Here is a 14,747-nt window from a genome sequence, read left to right as displayed (position 1 = left end):
AAAGTTATTTACAGAAGAGTTTGCTAACGATCTGCCAAGATTTCGACCCACTGGTACCTTAATTTCTCTGATGTACGAGCAATGTCTGGGGTTGGATGTTGAAAACAATCAAAAATCTGTTCAGCCAAAACAAGAAGACTAGTCAACTCAGGATTTGTTGCCACGAACGATTCCCTTACGTTATCAACCTTGGTTCGATACAATGAAGTCTTTAAAAAGGATGTTGCTTGATCAAGCCTGGATTCCATAAAGCTTTGATTCCAGTTCAAGCCGAATGAATCCAAAATAGTTTGTGGCCTACTAAGGAGCTGGTAGTACGTGAGAATATTGCGAGAATACGGACGTGAACTACATTCTGCGCGAAATACTGATCCGATCCACAAATTAAGAGCATCGTATGGAGAAATTTCCTCTGCCTTACACAAGGACATAACAACCTCAACAGGAGAGCGCAATATCAACAAAAAATCTAACTGCAGTAGCGAATCAACTAGGCATGGAATTATGCCCTCGAGCAGAATACAAAGGCGAGGATCTTTCAAGACGAAGTGTTCATTCGTATTGTAAGCATTTTGCAAATCGTGCCAATAAGAATCAATCCAGTCTAGAGCCGCCGCTGATTTCCACCAACCAAAAGACCAGTGGTAAAGTTGGGACCAATGGCTATTTTGAGATAACAAAAATCGATCAGAAGAAGTAACTAAAGAAGTTGATTCCCAGTATCCCAACAGATTATTTTCCGTGGCACCTAATGGATCCTTAGGTCCTGAAATGCCTAAATTACCAAGCAGTCCAGTTAACGCTGATGTTCCACTACGGTGCATCCCTAAAACAACCGTCATCTGTTGAGGAAATGACTCATGCAAACGACGCCTATAAGCCAAATAGAATATACGAATACTTTGACTGAGGGATATGAAAGAGTCGGAAAATGAAAATATATCAGAAACAAGTATAAAATCAGCATCAGACTTGAGCAAGTCGCTTAAGCTAATGCAAAATAATTGAAGCTTGTAGCTATATTGTTGATCATTTCTGCACGCAAGATTATTGCAAGCACCAAGTAAATGAGTTGCGCAGTACCGAAGACGTGCTTCAGTAAAAGAGGCGCGCTGCGACACTAAAGCAGGCTTCCAATCCTCCTTCAAAATTTCTGAAGGAGATAAACTTAAAAGAAGTCGCGCGAGGTCACGAAGAGTGGAACAGTTATCAAATTCCGCTGAATCGTTCAGCGAACAGACTGTATTGATAACATTCTGCCATCTTCCTGATAAATAATCATTCACCAAGACACGACAGGCAAGTATCTGATCAGTCTTGTTCATTGGCAGCTCCCGAATCTCGTGAACTAACAATCAACTTCTGCATTGCACTAATCTGTGCGTTGGCGCACGATAAAAGATGCTCTAGTTCATGGATACGAGTCGTGAGACGGTTGACCTGCAAAGATTGATCTTTATCGAGTACATTTTTGACATTTGATTCCGAGAGATCAATTCCCTCATATTGCCCATTTGTCCAATAGTGATGGATCAACTCTCTGTTGGAGATCTGTGAGAGATCTGATCTTTGAGAGCGATAAAAATCAAAAGGGAAAATATTATGCAACAACTGAAGTACGGGATCTTGGTCCGTCAATTCAGCAAGAGGAGTTGGGTTACGCTGAATAGCATCATTCATTAATTTAGATACATCTCGAAAATCAGGCTGCGATAACCAGTGGTCAATCAGCTCAACATCCGTCATTTCCTTCGTCTGAGGATATAATTTTCGATAGACATCAGCATTAAATAAGGCCAATATTCCATCTCTATCTAATGAATTGTGGGTATTCTTGTCGATCTCCTTGGCGATCTCTCGAAAATCAGGCTGTGATAACCAGTGGTCAATCAGCTCAACATCCGTCATTTCCTTCGTCTGAGGATATAATTTTCGATAGACATCAGCATTAAATAAGGCCAATATTCCATCTCTATCTAATGAATTGTGGGTATTCTTGTCGATCTCCTTGGCGATCTCTCGAAAATCAGGCTGTGATAACCAGTGGTCAATCAGCTCAACATCCGTCATTTCCTTCGTCTGAGGATATAATTTTCGATAGACATCAGCATTAAATAAGGCCAATATTCCATCTCTATCTAATGAATTGTGGGTATTCTTGTCGATCTCCTTGGCGATCTCTCGAAAATCAGGCTGTGATAACCAGTGGTTAATCAGCTCAACATCTGTCATTTCCTTCGTCTGAGGATATAATTTTCGATAGACATCAGCATTAAATAAGGCCAACAAACCACATCTGATTAAGGATAGATGCAGTGACGACACCTCAAGCTCAGGAGTCCATACACATGAATCAACCGATGATTTGCAAAAGCCCGATGCCCCCAAAAATGCCTCAGCAGCCTCACGAGATTTAGAGCTAGTGACTAAACCACGCAAAGAGATACGAGTACATCGGGCCAACCACTCCTTCGCACTTTGAAGAGCAACTAACGGATCACCCTCACGTAAAATGAGCTGAAAGGTTGAAAGTGAATCGGATAGAATTTTTTGATCTACCAATACAGTAGAAAGAGTGATACCTTCAATCTTCCTGCTTTCAATTAATCTTAGATTTGGATATTGTTCGGAAAACTCTGATAATTGAGAAGGTCCATTGAATCGCCTGTCTGAGAAGTTATGCCATTCAACAATCTGATGATCAAATTCTGATATCACCGTCTGATTGAGAAGTACTACATCGTCGGCCGACAATTCACGATAATGTGCATAAAAGGATTCCTGAGCAATCAATTCCTTCTTATCGATTGACTCAGCATCAATGATCAAACAAGGGCCTTCCGGGAGCTGCGTTGGTGAAACTGGACAGCCTACTAAAACACTCAGGCATAGACTGGACGTCATGTGAGCTTCAGGAGCGTTCTGCATTATAGACTGCGTGTAAGGATCAGGAATCAAATGCAGTACTGGTATTCGACAACAAATATTCTTTCATCTCTAAAAGACAAACTAGCCAAAGCAGGACTCAAGCCACTTACATCAGTCAATTCTGACAATGAACCTCAAAATGTGCTATTAATTTATTCGGCGCCCAATCAAGTGCTTGAACAAAAACGACTTGAAGAAAGCACCGCAACAACATGCAATGAAATTCGCGCATATTACGAAGAGTTATCCTTGTTATCTGCAAAATACAAACATATTTCGTCAAGCTGGCGCCTGAATTCGCTTGACAGTACATCGATCATAAGACTTTGTAATGGTGAGAATCCACAGCTAGACAAAAGTATTAACTTCCCTAGCCCAAAGCCCCTTTCCAGCTTACTAAGCCTAGAGATTGCGAGAAAAGAACCAAGAATTATCGATATTTACCTTGATCTAGAACTGAAATCATGCTTGTTTGGTCTGGAAGCTGACAGCAACTATCTACAAAGGTTAAGCCAAGGCTCATTGATTGATCTCGCACTCATGGACTGGTGGGAGGTCAACCTAGACCGCGAAGCAAGTTTTGAAGAATTGAAAAATAATTTAAATCAATTAGCACAGATCCAAAATAACTATGAGTACCTTGCGCGGGAAAACGAACGACTACAAAAGTCTCTAAGAAAACAAAGAGCTAAATATGCGCTGCTTGTAGAAGAGAATAAGGAGTTAAAAGAATCCTTATCGGTTCAACCGATATCTAATAAGCCAGAGATAGAAGATCATAATGTAAGAGGTGATCATGATGAGGTTGTAACTGAAGATTCCGGAACGAACATGAGCGAAGAAAAAAGACAATTAGAAGTCATAACTTCTGACAAAGAGGGGCTATTCCCTGCAGTAGTACGACGACTTCTCAAACTGGCAAGCAAGAAAAAACAATGAATCCCAACGATCACTGGTCAAAATCTTTTCAAGATTGGAGAAAGGGAAGAATCTCTGTTGGCTCTATACAAAAACAACTCAGACTATTCAAACGTATCGGCATAGATCTTAATTTAATCAAATCAGATCTTGCAAGCTTGCACGATTATTTAGACTCTCATCTACTTAACCCAAGATATTTACCCATCTCCCTACTGTTGGAGCCAACAACATGGAACCCACTGGAAGATGGAATTCAAAAAATCCCCTTACTACTTCAACATCGGCACCTCTCATCAATCAATGAGTTACTAGTGAGTGGGACGCTGAATCAGATTTTAAATGGTCATCTGTCTCTTTACGGAGATCTACCGCCAATACCCATTGGAGCCTACGACGCAGGCCTGAACAAAACACAGAGACAAATCAGACGCACTAATAAAATCTCTTTGCTCGAACATCTCGCGACGGAGGGGTGGGATCATTTCCGTCGGCAAGAATCTGTTGCGACAGGCCTTGATCGATATCATCCAACAAAGTTACCCACAATAAAATCCTTGATTTTAACAACAAAGCATCTACTTTTAGTGATTGATGGAACAACACAGCAAGCACAATCTCTAGCTGTTGTAGGTGGTTGGAACGATGTGGTTTCTTGCTCTTTGACAAATATGAATTCTTTATCAAATCTGCTAAGAGAAAACTCTGCAGAGTGGATCACTATTTGTCATGCCAGCGATATCTTGGCCAATGGAGCCCTACATGCTTTAGCGGGACAACTCCAACAAACAAAAGCGGACACTGTGTTGACCTGCGATGACATTATTGTTTACCAACTTTGGAATGATGGGCTCGGATATGAACATCGGCAATACCGAAGCCCAGTGTCAGCCATTCGTCTGTGTACCCGCGGAGGCATTGGAGGACTTCTAACGCTACCTTATTCTCAATTAAGGCGGTGTAAATTTGCTCCAAGTTATACCTGCCTAGAAGCATTACGTCTGGACATACTTCTACAGACAACTCGCGATCCGATCAAGACGACCCACTGTCATATAGCACTCGTCAAGCATCAAAGCTCTCAGAATCCTTCAATACCTGAACAAGGCTGGCCCAGGGAAAGATGTCCATTGAGTGATCAGCAATTAGATGAGATCGGTCGTATCAGAAGTCAGCATGCCAAACAATATTTTGGAATAGAGAGGGGAATCAAGCCCAACCCGTTACAGGTAGGATGCCATGACTTGTCTCGTCCTACAGATAAATCATCCTTGATTTCCATATTGATTCCATTTAGAGATCAAGTAGAATTAACTAGGGCATGTGTTAATTCGATCAAGCTTAATGCCGGTAAAAATCGTAATTATGAAATCGTTCTAATTGACAACGGAAGCGCAAAAAATTCAACAAAAGAATGGATAAGAGATGTTATCGAGGAAGACAATATTCAATGCATTCGTCTCGACGAAGAATTTAATTACTCACGACTAAACAACAAAGCCCGCCAATTATGTAGAGGAGATTTTCTGCTATTCCTCAACAATGATATCGAATTTATCTCCGGAAGTGTCCTTAATGCACTTCTAGATCCCTTTGCACACCCTAAAACTGTTGCCGTCGGCTCAAGGCTTAATTATCCCGATGGAAGCATTCAACATCAAGGAGTTGTCATTATTCCAGGAGAGCGTCGTTGCGTTCTTGAACCAGGTAAGCACCTTAACGAGCAAGAGGTCATAGCCAGCCTTCTACCTCTCAGAACACAAGAAGAGTTCTCCGCAGCCTCTGCAGCCTGTTTGATGGTGAAAGCCGAGTGTTTTGACCTCGTTGGTGGATTTGATGAAAAACTCGCCGTTGTCTTTAATGATGTCGACCTTTGCCTCAGACTCAGGGATGCAGGGGGTGCCATTGTTGTGACGCCACATGCATCAATCACTCACTATGAGTCACTCAGTCGTGGGAAGGATCAAGTTGGATATGCTTGGGCACGGCATCAACGCGAATCAGGACGCCTTCGCCAAAAGCACAAAACAATTTATGCGAAAGGTGATCCATTAATCAGCCCCCTCCTTCATCATCATTCAACGAGATACGAACCACTCCTGAAACAAGTGGTGCCTCTCAGGCCAGCACGAGAAGCAGTGTTATTCACCTGGAGGCGTTCATTAAGAACAAATGACCAACGCATACCACTGATATTTGCGCAATATGACTCCAATCCTGACAAACCAATACGCTCTGACATTCTTGATCTGTTAAGGAAGTACAGACGCCATTTTTATATTCAAGTCGTTGCTGCGACACCATCGTTGTTGCAACACCACCATGATTTGGCAGCTCTTAAGAATGTTAGCGATGCTCTAATCATTCGAGGTAATGAAGGATATGACTTTGGCAGCTGGATGACTGGTCTAAGGTTTTGTCGCGATCTAATCGATCAAAGAAAGTCTGTATTGCTCTGTAACGATAGTTTTTGGGGTCCGATTCGTCCCCTCACCGGCCTGATCAATCGCCTTGCCAATAGCCAAGCGGATGTGATTGGTTTAACGGACAATCTCATGTACGAACCCCATCTACAATCTGCATTTCTAATGTTTAAACGTCGCGCTGTTTCTTGTCCGTCATTCTGGCAATTCTGGGACAACATAATGTGTTGGGATGAAAAACGCAGCATTGTCAAAAACTATGAGGTCGGACTCTCTGTCCTTCTCAAAGAGAATGGGATGAATCTTGAAAGCCTTTATTCAAAAAATGCCAATGGCAATATTCTTCATGCTGAGTGGAAATCACTCATTGAGGATCATGAGTTCCCCTTCATCAAGGTTAGCTTGCTTCGAGACAACCCTCATGAGGTAGACATTAAAGACTGGAAGGAAACCATTCGTCGCGGCAATCGTCGATTAGCGCGACAAATCGAAAATTATCTTGAAGGGCTAACACGAGTACAGCAAGATAATTGAATAATAAACGCTCAACTTACCAAACGAGACAAAAACGTTCCGCAAGAAACTTTAATCTATAAGCTCGTATGGGAATCATTCTTATCCTTAAACCCAATATGGCTATCCATTGAACTCAAAAACAAAATACAACCGATCTGTATAAAGAGTATTGAATACTCTAAAACTTTAATAACGCCGTAATGCCGTCAACATGAATCCTCCAACGCCCCAGACCACAATCAAAACACCCAGGCATGACAGAAAGGCCTTCCAACGCCATGACGTTTCAGGGCCGGTGGGCATCTGCGGCTTGCTCAGCATCACGATGAATTTCAGCTGACGCTGGCTTTCCATCCTGCTGTTGTCAGCCGCACGCATGGCTGAACTCAAGGATTCCCGTGCAAAATCCACATCTCCTTGGAGGCGACTGGCTTGCGTAGCAAGTTTGTTCAGATCACGTCCCCCGGCTCCAACGGCCTTTTGGCGCTCTTCCTGAATCTGTCGCTCGAGCTCACGTACTTGGTCTGCGACAAAAGCAACCTCTGGAGCATTGGGATCACGGAACTGGCGTCGAAGACTGGCTTCCTCAACCTTCAGATCAACCAGCCGAGATTCCAAGCCAGTAATGAAGCCAGTGGTAGCCGTCTGTTCTCCCAAAGGATCCAGTTGTCCGTAAAGATCCTGAAAAGCTTCAAGCGCATTGGTGGCCGTGGTGAGACGGGTCTTCGCGAAGGCCACCTGCTCCTCAGCAAACTTCTGTTGATCCGCACTGATCGACTGATTCACCTCATTAACGAAGCGCTGCGACTGTTTCAGAAGATCGGAATTGAGGCGATAGGCATCGTCTGCGGTGAACGCACTTGTGGATAGAACGATGGTCCCTGAGAGTTCCTGGGGAATCACATCGAGCTGCTGGCGGAAGAAAGCAAGCTGCTCCTGGTCATTGGCATCACGACGTAAGCCACTCCATTGATCTGGAGCCTGAGGTGCATAGGTCCTCTTAAACGCAGATGGATCAGGGAAAACCGCCTGCTTCACAGCATTGGATTTCAGGTAAACCTGCAAATAACGACCGTCCTCCAGAGACGAGAGCACGCTGGAGCTCTGCATCGAGCCAAGAACCATGGTGGAGGCTGAAGCCGGGGGCAGCGGCTGCTTGATGACAAATTCGGACGTCGCTTGATAGCGATCACGGCCCACACCAAAGCAATACATCGCCGAGAGGACGACAAAAGCAGCAGCCAAGGTTCCCGAATTCATCAGACCTTTCAACGATCCCTGTAGCCCAGAGCGGAGCTGTGACGTGTCTGAACTGGAGGGATCATCTGAGGAGTTACCGAACCAGGAAGCTCCTTCTCCGAGTTTCGGAAAAATTCCGGCCGTCCGTTTGACACGCGGCTGTTCAGTCATCGGCGAGCAGGAGAGCCTCGTTGAGGAAATAGAACAGTAGTCCAAACCCGCAGCTCAGTGAACTACACGCAAACAGATACTGCAGACTGATTCCAGGTATTGGATAGGCCACATTAATTCCATGTCGCAGCAACTCAACCGAATGAAGCAGTGGGTTCCACGTCACTAGTGGACGTATCGGCCCAGGAAGTGTGTAGGTAGCATAAAAAATTCCAGAGGTCCAAAGCAACAATCGATTAATCCCGAATTTCGTCAATGTTTTAACAATCGGGATGCGGTGACCGATCACCAAAGCACTGATGCCAACCCCCAAGCCAAGAGCAATCGTGAGAATGAAATCAATAAGAACAAGTGCTGGATCATCCAGCTTGAACTGCCAACTCCAAAACGAAACACTAATGAAGACCAAAACCAGAATAGAACCATGAATTCTGGCTTCAATCAAGGCCGACGCTAACAACGTGTCCAGGGGACGAATTCGACGGTAAAAAAAGAATTTCTGACGCTTCGAAACACCTGTTAATGCCTTGATTCCTATTTTTCTGAACATATATAGAAGTGCGATCCCGCAAGCAAGCCAGATCACTGGACTCAGCAAATCAGTGGACTTCAACCGAATCAAAATCCTGAGTGCTAACAAGGTCATCATCAACGCCAAGGGTTCAAACAAGACACCCCAAACACCGAAGGATCCCTTTTCAGCCCTAAGGACGAACTCCGTCTCAGAAAGCGCGAGAACGATTCTGATTTGCAACCAAAGGCGATCAAGTCTTGACTTGATCTGATCGACAAATCCGGCTCGCATTTTGCTCATGTCACCGGATTGGTCGCAAGACTTTAACTCTCACGCTTGAGATCAGCACGCCCCATTGCATCCTCCGCAATCCAATCCAGCAAGGCCCGTTTCAGCCCGCCCTGGCAGCGTCGCTCCAGCCGCGCAAACACCAGCTGCAACGCCTGCGTAGCCAAACGTTGGCGCAGGCCAGTCGGCAGCGCAGTCAACGGACTGTCCGACGACAAAAGAACCACCGCTCGAGCCTGAGCCTCCACACCCTCCTGCTTGGGGACAAGCAACGCCGTGCACTCGAAGCGGATGGCGTTCTGCATGGCGCCAAGGCCATGAATCCGGCAGTCCTCAAAGGCAATCTCCAGCCCCTTGGCTTGATCCGACCACTGCGCGGCAAACAGCACCTCTGGCCTGATTTCAAATCGCAGGAGCTGAAACGGCCGCGATGCGTAGAGGAAGCGACCATCGCCCTTGCAGTCCATCCGCTGTCGGGTGAGCAGGGCGGCCATTGATCGCTTCGGGCGCCGGAAAAACCTCCGCAGCACAGCCTTCTCGCCACCGGGCAGCACAACCGTGCAGCAATGACTGGCCTCAGCGAGGCAGGTGAAGGGCATGCATACGATTGTCGATTGGGATCGGCATTCTCAAATGGGCCAACCGATGAGGCAGGAGCACGACAGCATGGGAGCTGTCGACGTCCCCGCTGCAGCGCTCTGGGGAGCCCAGACCCAGCGATCCCTCAACAACTTCGCCATCGGTCATCAAAAGATTCCAGCGGAGCTGATTCATGCCCTGGCACGGATCAAACAGTGCTGCGCGGCTGTGAACGGTCGCCATGGTCTGTTGAACGACCAACAGGTGGCCTTGATCGAACGGGCGGGCCAGGCGATCCACACAGGCCAGCACGATGACCACTTTCCTCTGAGTGTCTGGCAGACCGGCAGCGGCACGCAGACGAACATGAACGTGAATGAGGTGATCAGCAACCTCGCTGCTCTGCACTCCGGAGAGAGCCTCGGCTCGCACCGTCCCCTCCATCCCAATGACCACATCAACCGGTCCCAGTCCACAAATGACGTTTTCCCGGCAGCGATCCATGTGGCTGCGGCTCTACAGCTGCAGCAGGATCTGCTGCCAGAGCTGAAGCGGCTGATCGCGAGTCTCGATGCCAAGGCCGATGCCTGGCAGGACATAATCAAGATCGGGCGGACCCATCTGCAGGACGCAGTACCGCTGCGACTTAGCGATGAAGTCAGCGCCTGGCGCGACCGACTCAGCGACGGCGTCCATTGGCTGACCACAGCCCATCAAGACCTTCTGGCTCTGCCACTCGGAGGCACAGCCGTCGGCAGTGGTTTAAACACGCCGGACCGATTTGCCGACGAGGTTTGTGCTGAACTCGCCAGCCGAACGGGATCAGACTTTCAGCCGGCGAACAACCTGTTTGCCGTGATGGCGGGCCATGACGCCCTGTTGCAGACCATGGCTCAGCTGCGGCGTCTGGCCGTGACGCTGCTCACCATCGCCAATGACATCCGCCTGCTGGCCTGCGGACCCAGGGCTGGGCTAGGGGAACTGCTGTTGCCCGCCAATGAACCGGGCAGCTCAATCATGCCGGGCAAGGTGAATCCAACCCAGTGCGAGGCCATGGCCATGGTCTGCACCCAGGTGATCGGCATGGATGCAGCCGTGGCGGCGGCTGGTGCTGGGGGGCATCTGCAGATGAACGTCTACAAGCCCCTGATCGGCTTCAACCTGATCGAGGGGATCCGTCTGCTGCAGGACGCCTGCCGGTGTTTCCGGCTGAATCTGGTGAGCGGGATGGAACCAGACCGTGACCGGATCGCGTTCTACGTGGAGCGATCCCTGATGCTGGTGACGGCTTTGACGCCGGAGATCGGCTACGAAAAAGCCTGTGCGATCGCCCAGCACGCCCACCGAGACGGACTGACGCTTCGGGAGGCCGCGATGCAATCCGGAGCGATCACAGGCGAACGGTTTGACCAGTTGATCGATCCAGCCACGATGGCCTCACCCCACCGCTGACCTCAGGCCGCCCGTTCGGTGGCAGGGTTCTGATCGCCAGCCTGCTTGAGCAGGTCCTCGGCCTCCGCCACCGGGAAGCGGTTAATTGCTCGCAGGGCCTGACGAGCATGGCTGCGCAACTGCTCACTGATCGCTTCGCAATAAGGCACCTGGGCCAGCAGATCCACGGTGCGGCGCATGATCCGCACCACATCCCCTTCATCCAGCGAGGTGTTGGCGATCAGATCGGACCAGTCCGTCCCTTTCGCCCATGCCTCCACCAGCCCCATCAGCTCAGGCTCCCACCAAGCCGGCACCACCACACCGAGACGCTCCTGGGCCCGCAACAACTCCCGGCGCAATCCTGAGAGATCGTGCAGTGCCTCCTCCGCTGCGGGAGGGGGAGGGAAGCCACTCCAGAGATCAGGCCGGTTGACCTCGGTACTGATCGCTTCAAACACCGCCGCCAGATCCGGCGCTGAGAGGTCATCGAGATGTCCACTCATCAAGGCCAGTCCAAGCCAAAGCTCGTTGTCACCACGCAAGGCCGCCACGGTCCGCCCGATCTCCGTGGGCGTCAGCTCATCAAGGCAGCCGAACTGCTGAAGAACCTCGAGCAGAGCCAGGAAGGTTTCCCAGTGGCGGTTGGAGCGATGGTGCAGCAACCGCTGCCGCTCCTCAATCTCCTGCTCCAACTCCTCCATCCGGCGCCGATGCTTCTTCAGCTGCTTGCGATCACCCCAGCAATGGGCGGGATGGGCTTCCTGCTCCTGTTCCAGGGCCTGCACCGTCCTGGCCTGAGTCAGCACTTCCCCCGCCAGGTCGTATTGAGGCGTCGTCATGTCATGGCGCCGGGCCACGTGCGCCACCGCCAGGGCCAGTCCACCACTGGCCTGATCGCCATGGCGCAGTTCGCCAGCCTTGTGCAAATCAGGGGCCGTGACCCCATCCACCTGCAAACAGCTCAATTCGGCATGGATGCTGACGACGGACTGGCATGGCACCAGCAGCCAGAGGTTCTCATCACTCAGACAGAGCAGCAGCGGGAACTGGCCCGGGCCCTCAATCTTGTCGACGATCACAGCAGGAGTCACCCGTCCGCGCAGCTGCGGTGACTTGAGGCTCACCAGCGTTCCGGTGCTGGCGAACTGCAGCGCCAGGGTGAGTTCGTTGGCCAGGGTCTCTTCAGCCTGCTGTTGAAGAATCCGCAGCAGGCGCCGCTCCTCCCGCAGGCGTCCTCTGAGCTTTTCGTACTCCTCGAAGTCTTCCCAAGGGATGTCCCCGGCCACCCCCTCAAGCTGTCCGAGCTGCAGCCTCAGCTGGGACAGCACGTCCTCCTCCTCCACTAGATCGAGGCTGGCGAGATAGCGCCCGAAGCTGCGCTCCACCAACTCCCGTGCCTTGTTGAGGTCATGGCGTTGCAGCAGGTTGAGCACCATGCCGTAACTGGGCGTGAACTGGCTGACCAACGGATCAGCCGGGCTGGTGGCCAGCTGACCGGCTTCCCGAACGCCCTCAAACCGGCTCTGAACGGTGACGACATAGCCCCTGGAATCAAGGCCGCGACGCCCAGCGCGACCGGCCATCTGCAGGAACTCACTGCCCATCAGCGGACGATGTCCCCGTTCCGTGCGCTTCGACAGGGCCGCGATCACGGTGGTGCGAGCCGGCATGTTGATCCCGGCGGCAAGGGTCTCCGTGGCGAAGACCACCTTGACCAGGCCCTGCTGGAACAGCTCTTCGATCAACTCCTTCCAAGCCGGAAGCACACCGGCATGGTGCGCCGCGATGCCCCGGAGCAGAGCATCGGCATGGATGCCATCCCGCACCGCCTCAGGGTTGTCGCTGCTGTAGGCCTTAAGCCGCGCCCGGATCCGGGCCTGTTCCTCCTTGTTGACCAGGCACTGGATGCCGAGATCGCGAACAGCCTTGTCGCAACCGCGGCGACTGAAGATGAAATAGATGGCGGGGAGCATGTCCCGTTCCGCCATCTGCGCCACCACAAAACTGATCGGCGGCGGCTCCGGCTGAGGAGGTTTGGCGGAGCGTCCCTTGCGTTTGTGCCCCTTCGGCGCACGCCAGACCTTGCAGTTGGGATGCAGTCCGGTTCCAGCATCATTCAGCAGCGGATGCAATCCCTTGGCACTGCAGAAGCTGAACTGCAGCGGCACAGGCCGATAGTCACTGAGCACCAGGGTGGTTGGACCATGCACCTTCTCGATCCAATCGGTGAGCTGCCCGGCATTGGCGACCGTGGCCGACAGAGCCACCAGCTGCACCGAGGGCGGGCAGTGAATGATCGACTCCTCCCAAACCGTGCCGCGCTGGGAGTCATTCATATAGTGGCACTCATCCAGCACCACGGCTTCCACATCCGCCAGCGGGTCGTCGTGTTCGCTGGCTTCCGCATAGAGCATGTTGCGGAAGATCTCCGTGGTCATCACCACGATTGATGCCTCACGGTTGACGCTGAGGTCACCGGTCATCAGACCGACGTTGTCGTCGCCGTAGGCCTCCCGGAAATCCCGCAGCTTCTGGTTGGACAGCGCCTTGAGTGGAGTTGTGTAAAACACCTTCTGGCCATGGGCGAGGGCCCGATGGATGGCGTACTCCCCCACCAGGGTCTTGCCGGATCCCGTCGGAGCACTGACCACTACCGAGTGGCCCTGGTTCAACGCATCAATCGCCTCTAGCTGGAAGTCATCCAGTGGGAACGGAAAGATCGTCGATGGGTCGAGGCCGGACGCAGCCATCACGGGCCCTGAACACCTAAACGAATCCTAGGGATGTGAGCTGTTGGGGACCTCTGCATGGTCGGATCGACGCCAAACGGCGGCCAGGGCGCTGCCCAGGAGGCAATGGACTACAGCTGAGATTGCTCCAGGCAGAGCCGTCAGCGGAGTGGAGAAGCCGCCCGTACGAGCCAGAACAACCGCCAGACCAGAGTTTTGCATGCCCACCTCAATGCTGATGGTGCGCTGGGCCTGGCTGGAGGCACCGACCAAACGAGCCATCAGAAAGCCCAGCAGGAAGCCTCCGCCATGGAGCAGCAGACAGGCCAGCAGCAACAGCGCCCCCTGCTCCAGCAGCAGCTGGCGCTGACTTCCCACCACGCTGGCCACGATCATCACGATGGCCACCACAGCAATCGGAGGCATGACCGGCTCAACGCGATTGGCCAGCCTGGGCATCCCCTGTTTCAGCAGCACCCCGCAGGCCACGGGTACCGACACCACCTGCAGCACCCTCAGCAGCAGCAACCAACCATCCACCGGCACGTATTGGCTGGCCAGAAGTTCTGTGAGCCGTGGTGTCAGCACCACAGCTGCCACGGTGCTGATGCTGGTCATCACCACCGACAAGGCCACATCGCCCTTGGCGATCAGCGTCACCACATTGCTGGCGGTCCCCCCCGGACAGCAGCCCACAAGAATCAAACCGACAGCCAAGGGTGCCGGCAGCTGCAACAAAACTGCGATAGCAGCAGCCAAGCTGGGCATGACCAGAAACTGGGCCGTCACCCCCAGGATCACAGCTCGGGGCTGTCGACTGACCCCCAGAAAGTCTCGCGGTGTCAGGCCCAGGCCCATCCCCAACATGATCACCCCCAAGCCGATGGTGATCAGTGGTCCACCAAACCAGACGAACAAGGGAGGGTGCAGCAACGCCAGCAGTGATCCCAGCAGCGTCGAGAGGGGAAACAGCGTGGTGAATCGCTCGAGGGACATCACCGGCCAGCG

Annotated in this window: 10 protein-coding genes; 3 read left to right on the top strand and 7 right to left on the bottom strand. The window is 51.2% G+C overall.

All coding sequences use genetic code 11. The features are described 5' to 3' along the window. Positions 1 to 23: 23 nt before the first annotated feature. Positions 24 to 1,325, bottom strand: coding sequence for a sulfotransferase family protein (locus SynA1524_RS03135; RefSeq protein WP_186498904.1), 1,302 nt, complete (start codon positions 1,323 to 1,325; stop codon positions 24 to 26). Next, a complete protein-coding gene (locus tag SynA1524_RS03130) occupies positions 1,312 to 2,904 on the bottom strand; it encodes a hypothetical protein (RefSeq protein WP_186498903.1) in 1,593 nt (530 codons plus the stop codon). Before SynA1524_RS03130 ends, SynA1524_RS03135 begins: the two co-directional genes overlap by 14 nt. Positions 2,905 to 2,958: 54 nt before the next feature. Between SynA1524_RS03130 and SynA1524_RS03125 the strand changes: the two genes are divergently transcribed. Continuing rightward, positions 2,959 to 3,867, top strand: coding sequence for a hypothetical protein (locus SynA1524_RS03125; RefSeq protein WP_186498902.1), 909 nt, complete (start codon positions 2,959 to 2,961; stop codon positions 3,865 to 3,867). 197 nt (positions 3,868 to 4,064) lie between these two features. Beyond that, positions 4,065 to 6,803 carry a rhamnan synthesis F family protein gene (locus SynA1524_RS03120; protein ID WP_222930505.1) on the top strand — a complete coding sequence of 913 codons (2,739 nt, stop codon included), beginning with the start codon at positions 4,065 to 4,067 and terminating at the stop codon, positions 6,801 to 6,803. 168 nt (positions 6,804 to 6,971) lie between these two features. On the opposite strand, the gene SynA1524_RS03115 is transcribed toward SynA1524_RS03120, so the two are convergent. The 3 genes from SynA1524_RS03115 to SynA1524_RS03105 all read right to left on the bottom strand — a co-directional run bounded on the left by SynA1524_RS03115 (position 6,972) and on the right by SynA1524_RS03105 (position 9,596). Beyond that, positions 6,972 to 8,045 carry a KpsE/RkpR family capsule polysaccharide export protein gene (locus SynA1524_RS03115; protein ID WP_286188652.1) on the bottom strand — a complete coding sequence of 358 codons (1,074 nt, stop codon included), beginning with the start codon at positions 8,043 to 8,045 and terminating at the stop codon, positions 6,972 to 6,974. Positions 8,046 to 8,187: 142 nt separating this feature from the next. Continuing rightward, the gene (locus SynA1524_RS03110) at positions 8,188 to 9,009 is read right to left on the bottom strand and encodes an ABC transporter permease (protein ID WP_186498899.1); all 822 of its coding nucleotides are present in this window, start codon (positions 9,007 to 9,009) and stop codon (positions 8,188 to 8,190) included. Positions 9,010 to 9,032: 23 nt separating this feature from the next. After that, positions 9,033 to 9,596 carry a DUF1997 domain-containing protein gene (locus SynA1524_RS03105; protein WP_186498898.1) on the bottom strand — a complete coding sequence of 188 codons (564 nt, stop codon included), beginning with the start codon at positions 9,594 to 9,596 and terminating at the stop codon, positions 9,033 to 9,035. A 34-nt stretch (positions 9,597 to 9,630) separates the two neighbouring features. On the opposite strand from SynA1524_RS03105, the gene SynA1524_RS03100 reads away from it, so the two are divergent. Continuing rightward, positions 9,631 to 11,028, top strand: coding sequence for a class II fumarate hydratase (locus SynA1524_RS03100; protein ID WP_186498897.1), 1,398 nt, complete (start codon positions 9,631 to 9,633; stop codon positions 11,026 to 11,028). A 2-nt stretch (positions 11,029 to 11,030) separates the two neighbouring features. Here the strand turns inward: SynA1524_RS03100 and SynA1524_RS03095 are convergent, their stop codons facing one another. Together SynA1524_RS03095 and SynA1524_RS03090 are read right to left on the bottom strand one after the other, a co-directional pair. Next, positions 11,031 to 13,760 carry a DEAD/DEAH box helicase gene (locus SynA1524_RS03095; protein WP_186498896.1) on the bottom strand — a complete coding sequence of 910 codons (2,730 nt, stop codon included), beginning with the start codon at positions 13,758 to 13,760 and terminating at the stop codon, positions 11,031 to 11,033. A gap of 27 nt (positions 13,761 to 13,787) precedes the next feature. Next, positions 13,788 to 14,735, bottom strand: coding sequence for a bile acid:sodium symporter family protein (locus SynA1524_RS03090; protein ID WP_186498895.1), 948 nt, complete (start codon positions 14,733 to 14,735; stop codon positions 13,788 to 13,790). Between the last annotated feature and the right edge of the window lie 12 nt (positions 14,736 to 14,747).

The organism is Synechococcus sp. A15-24 (genome assembly GCF_014280195.1).
Lineage (GTDB): Bacteria > Cyanobacteriota > Cyanobacteriia > PCC-6307 > Cyanobiaceae > Parasynechococcus.
This window is presented reverse-complemented; position numbering and strand designations above follow the sequence as displayed.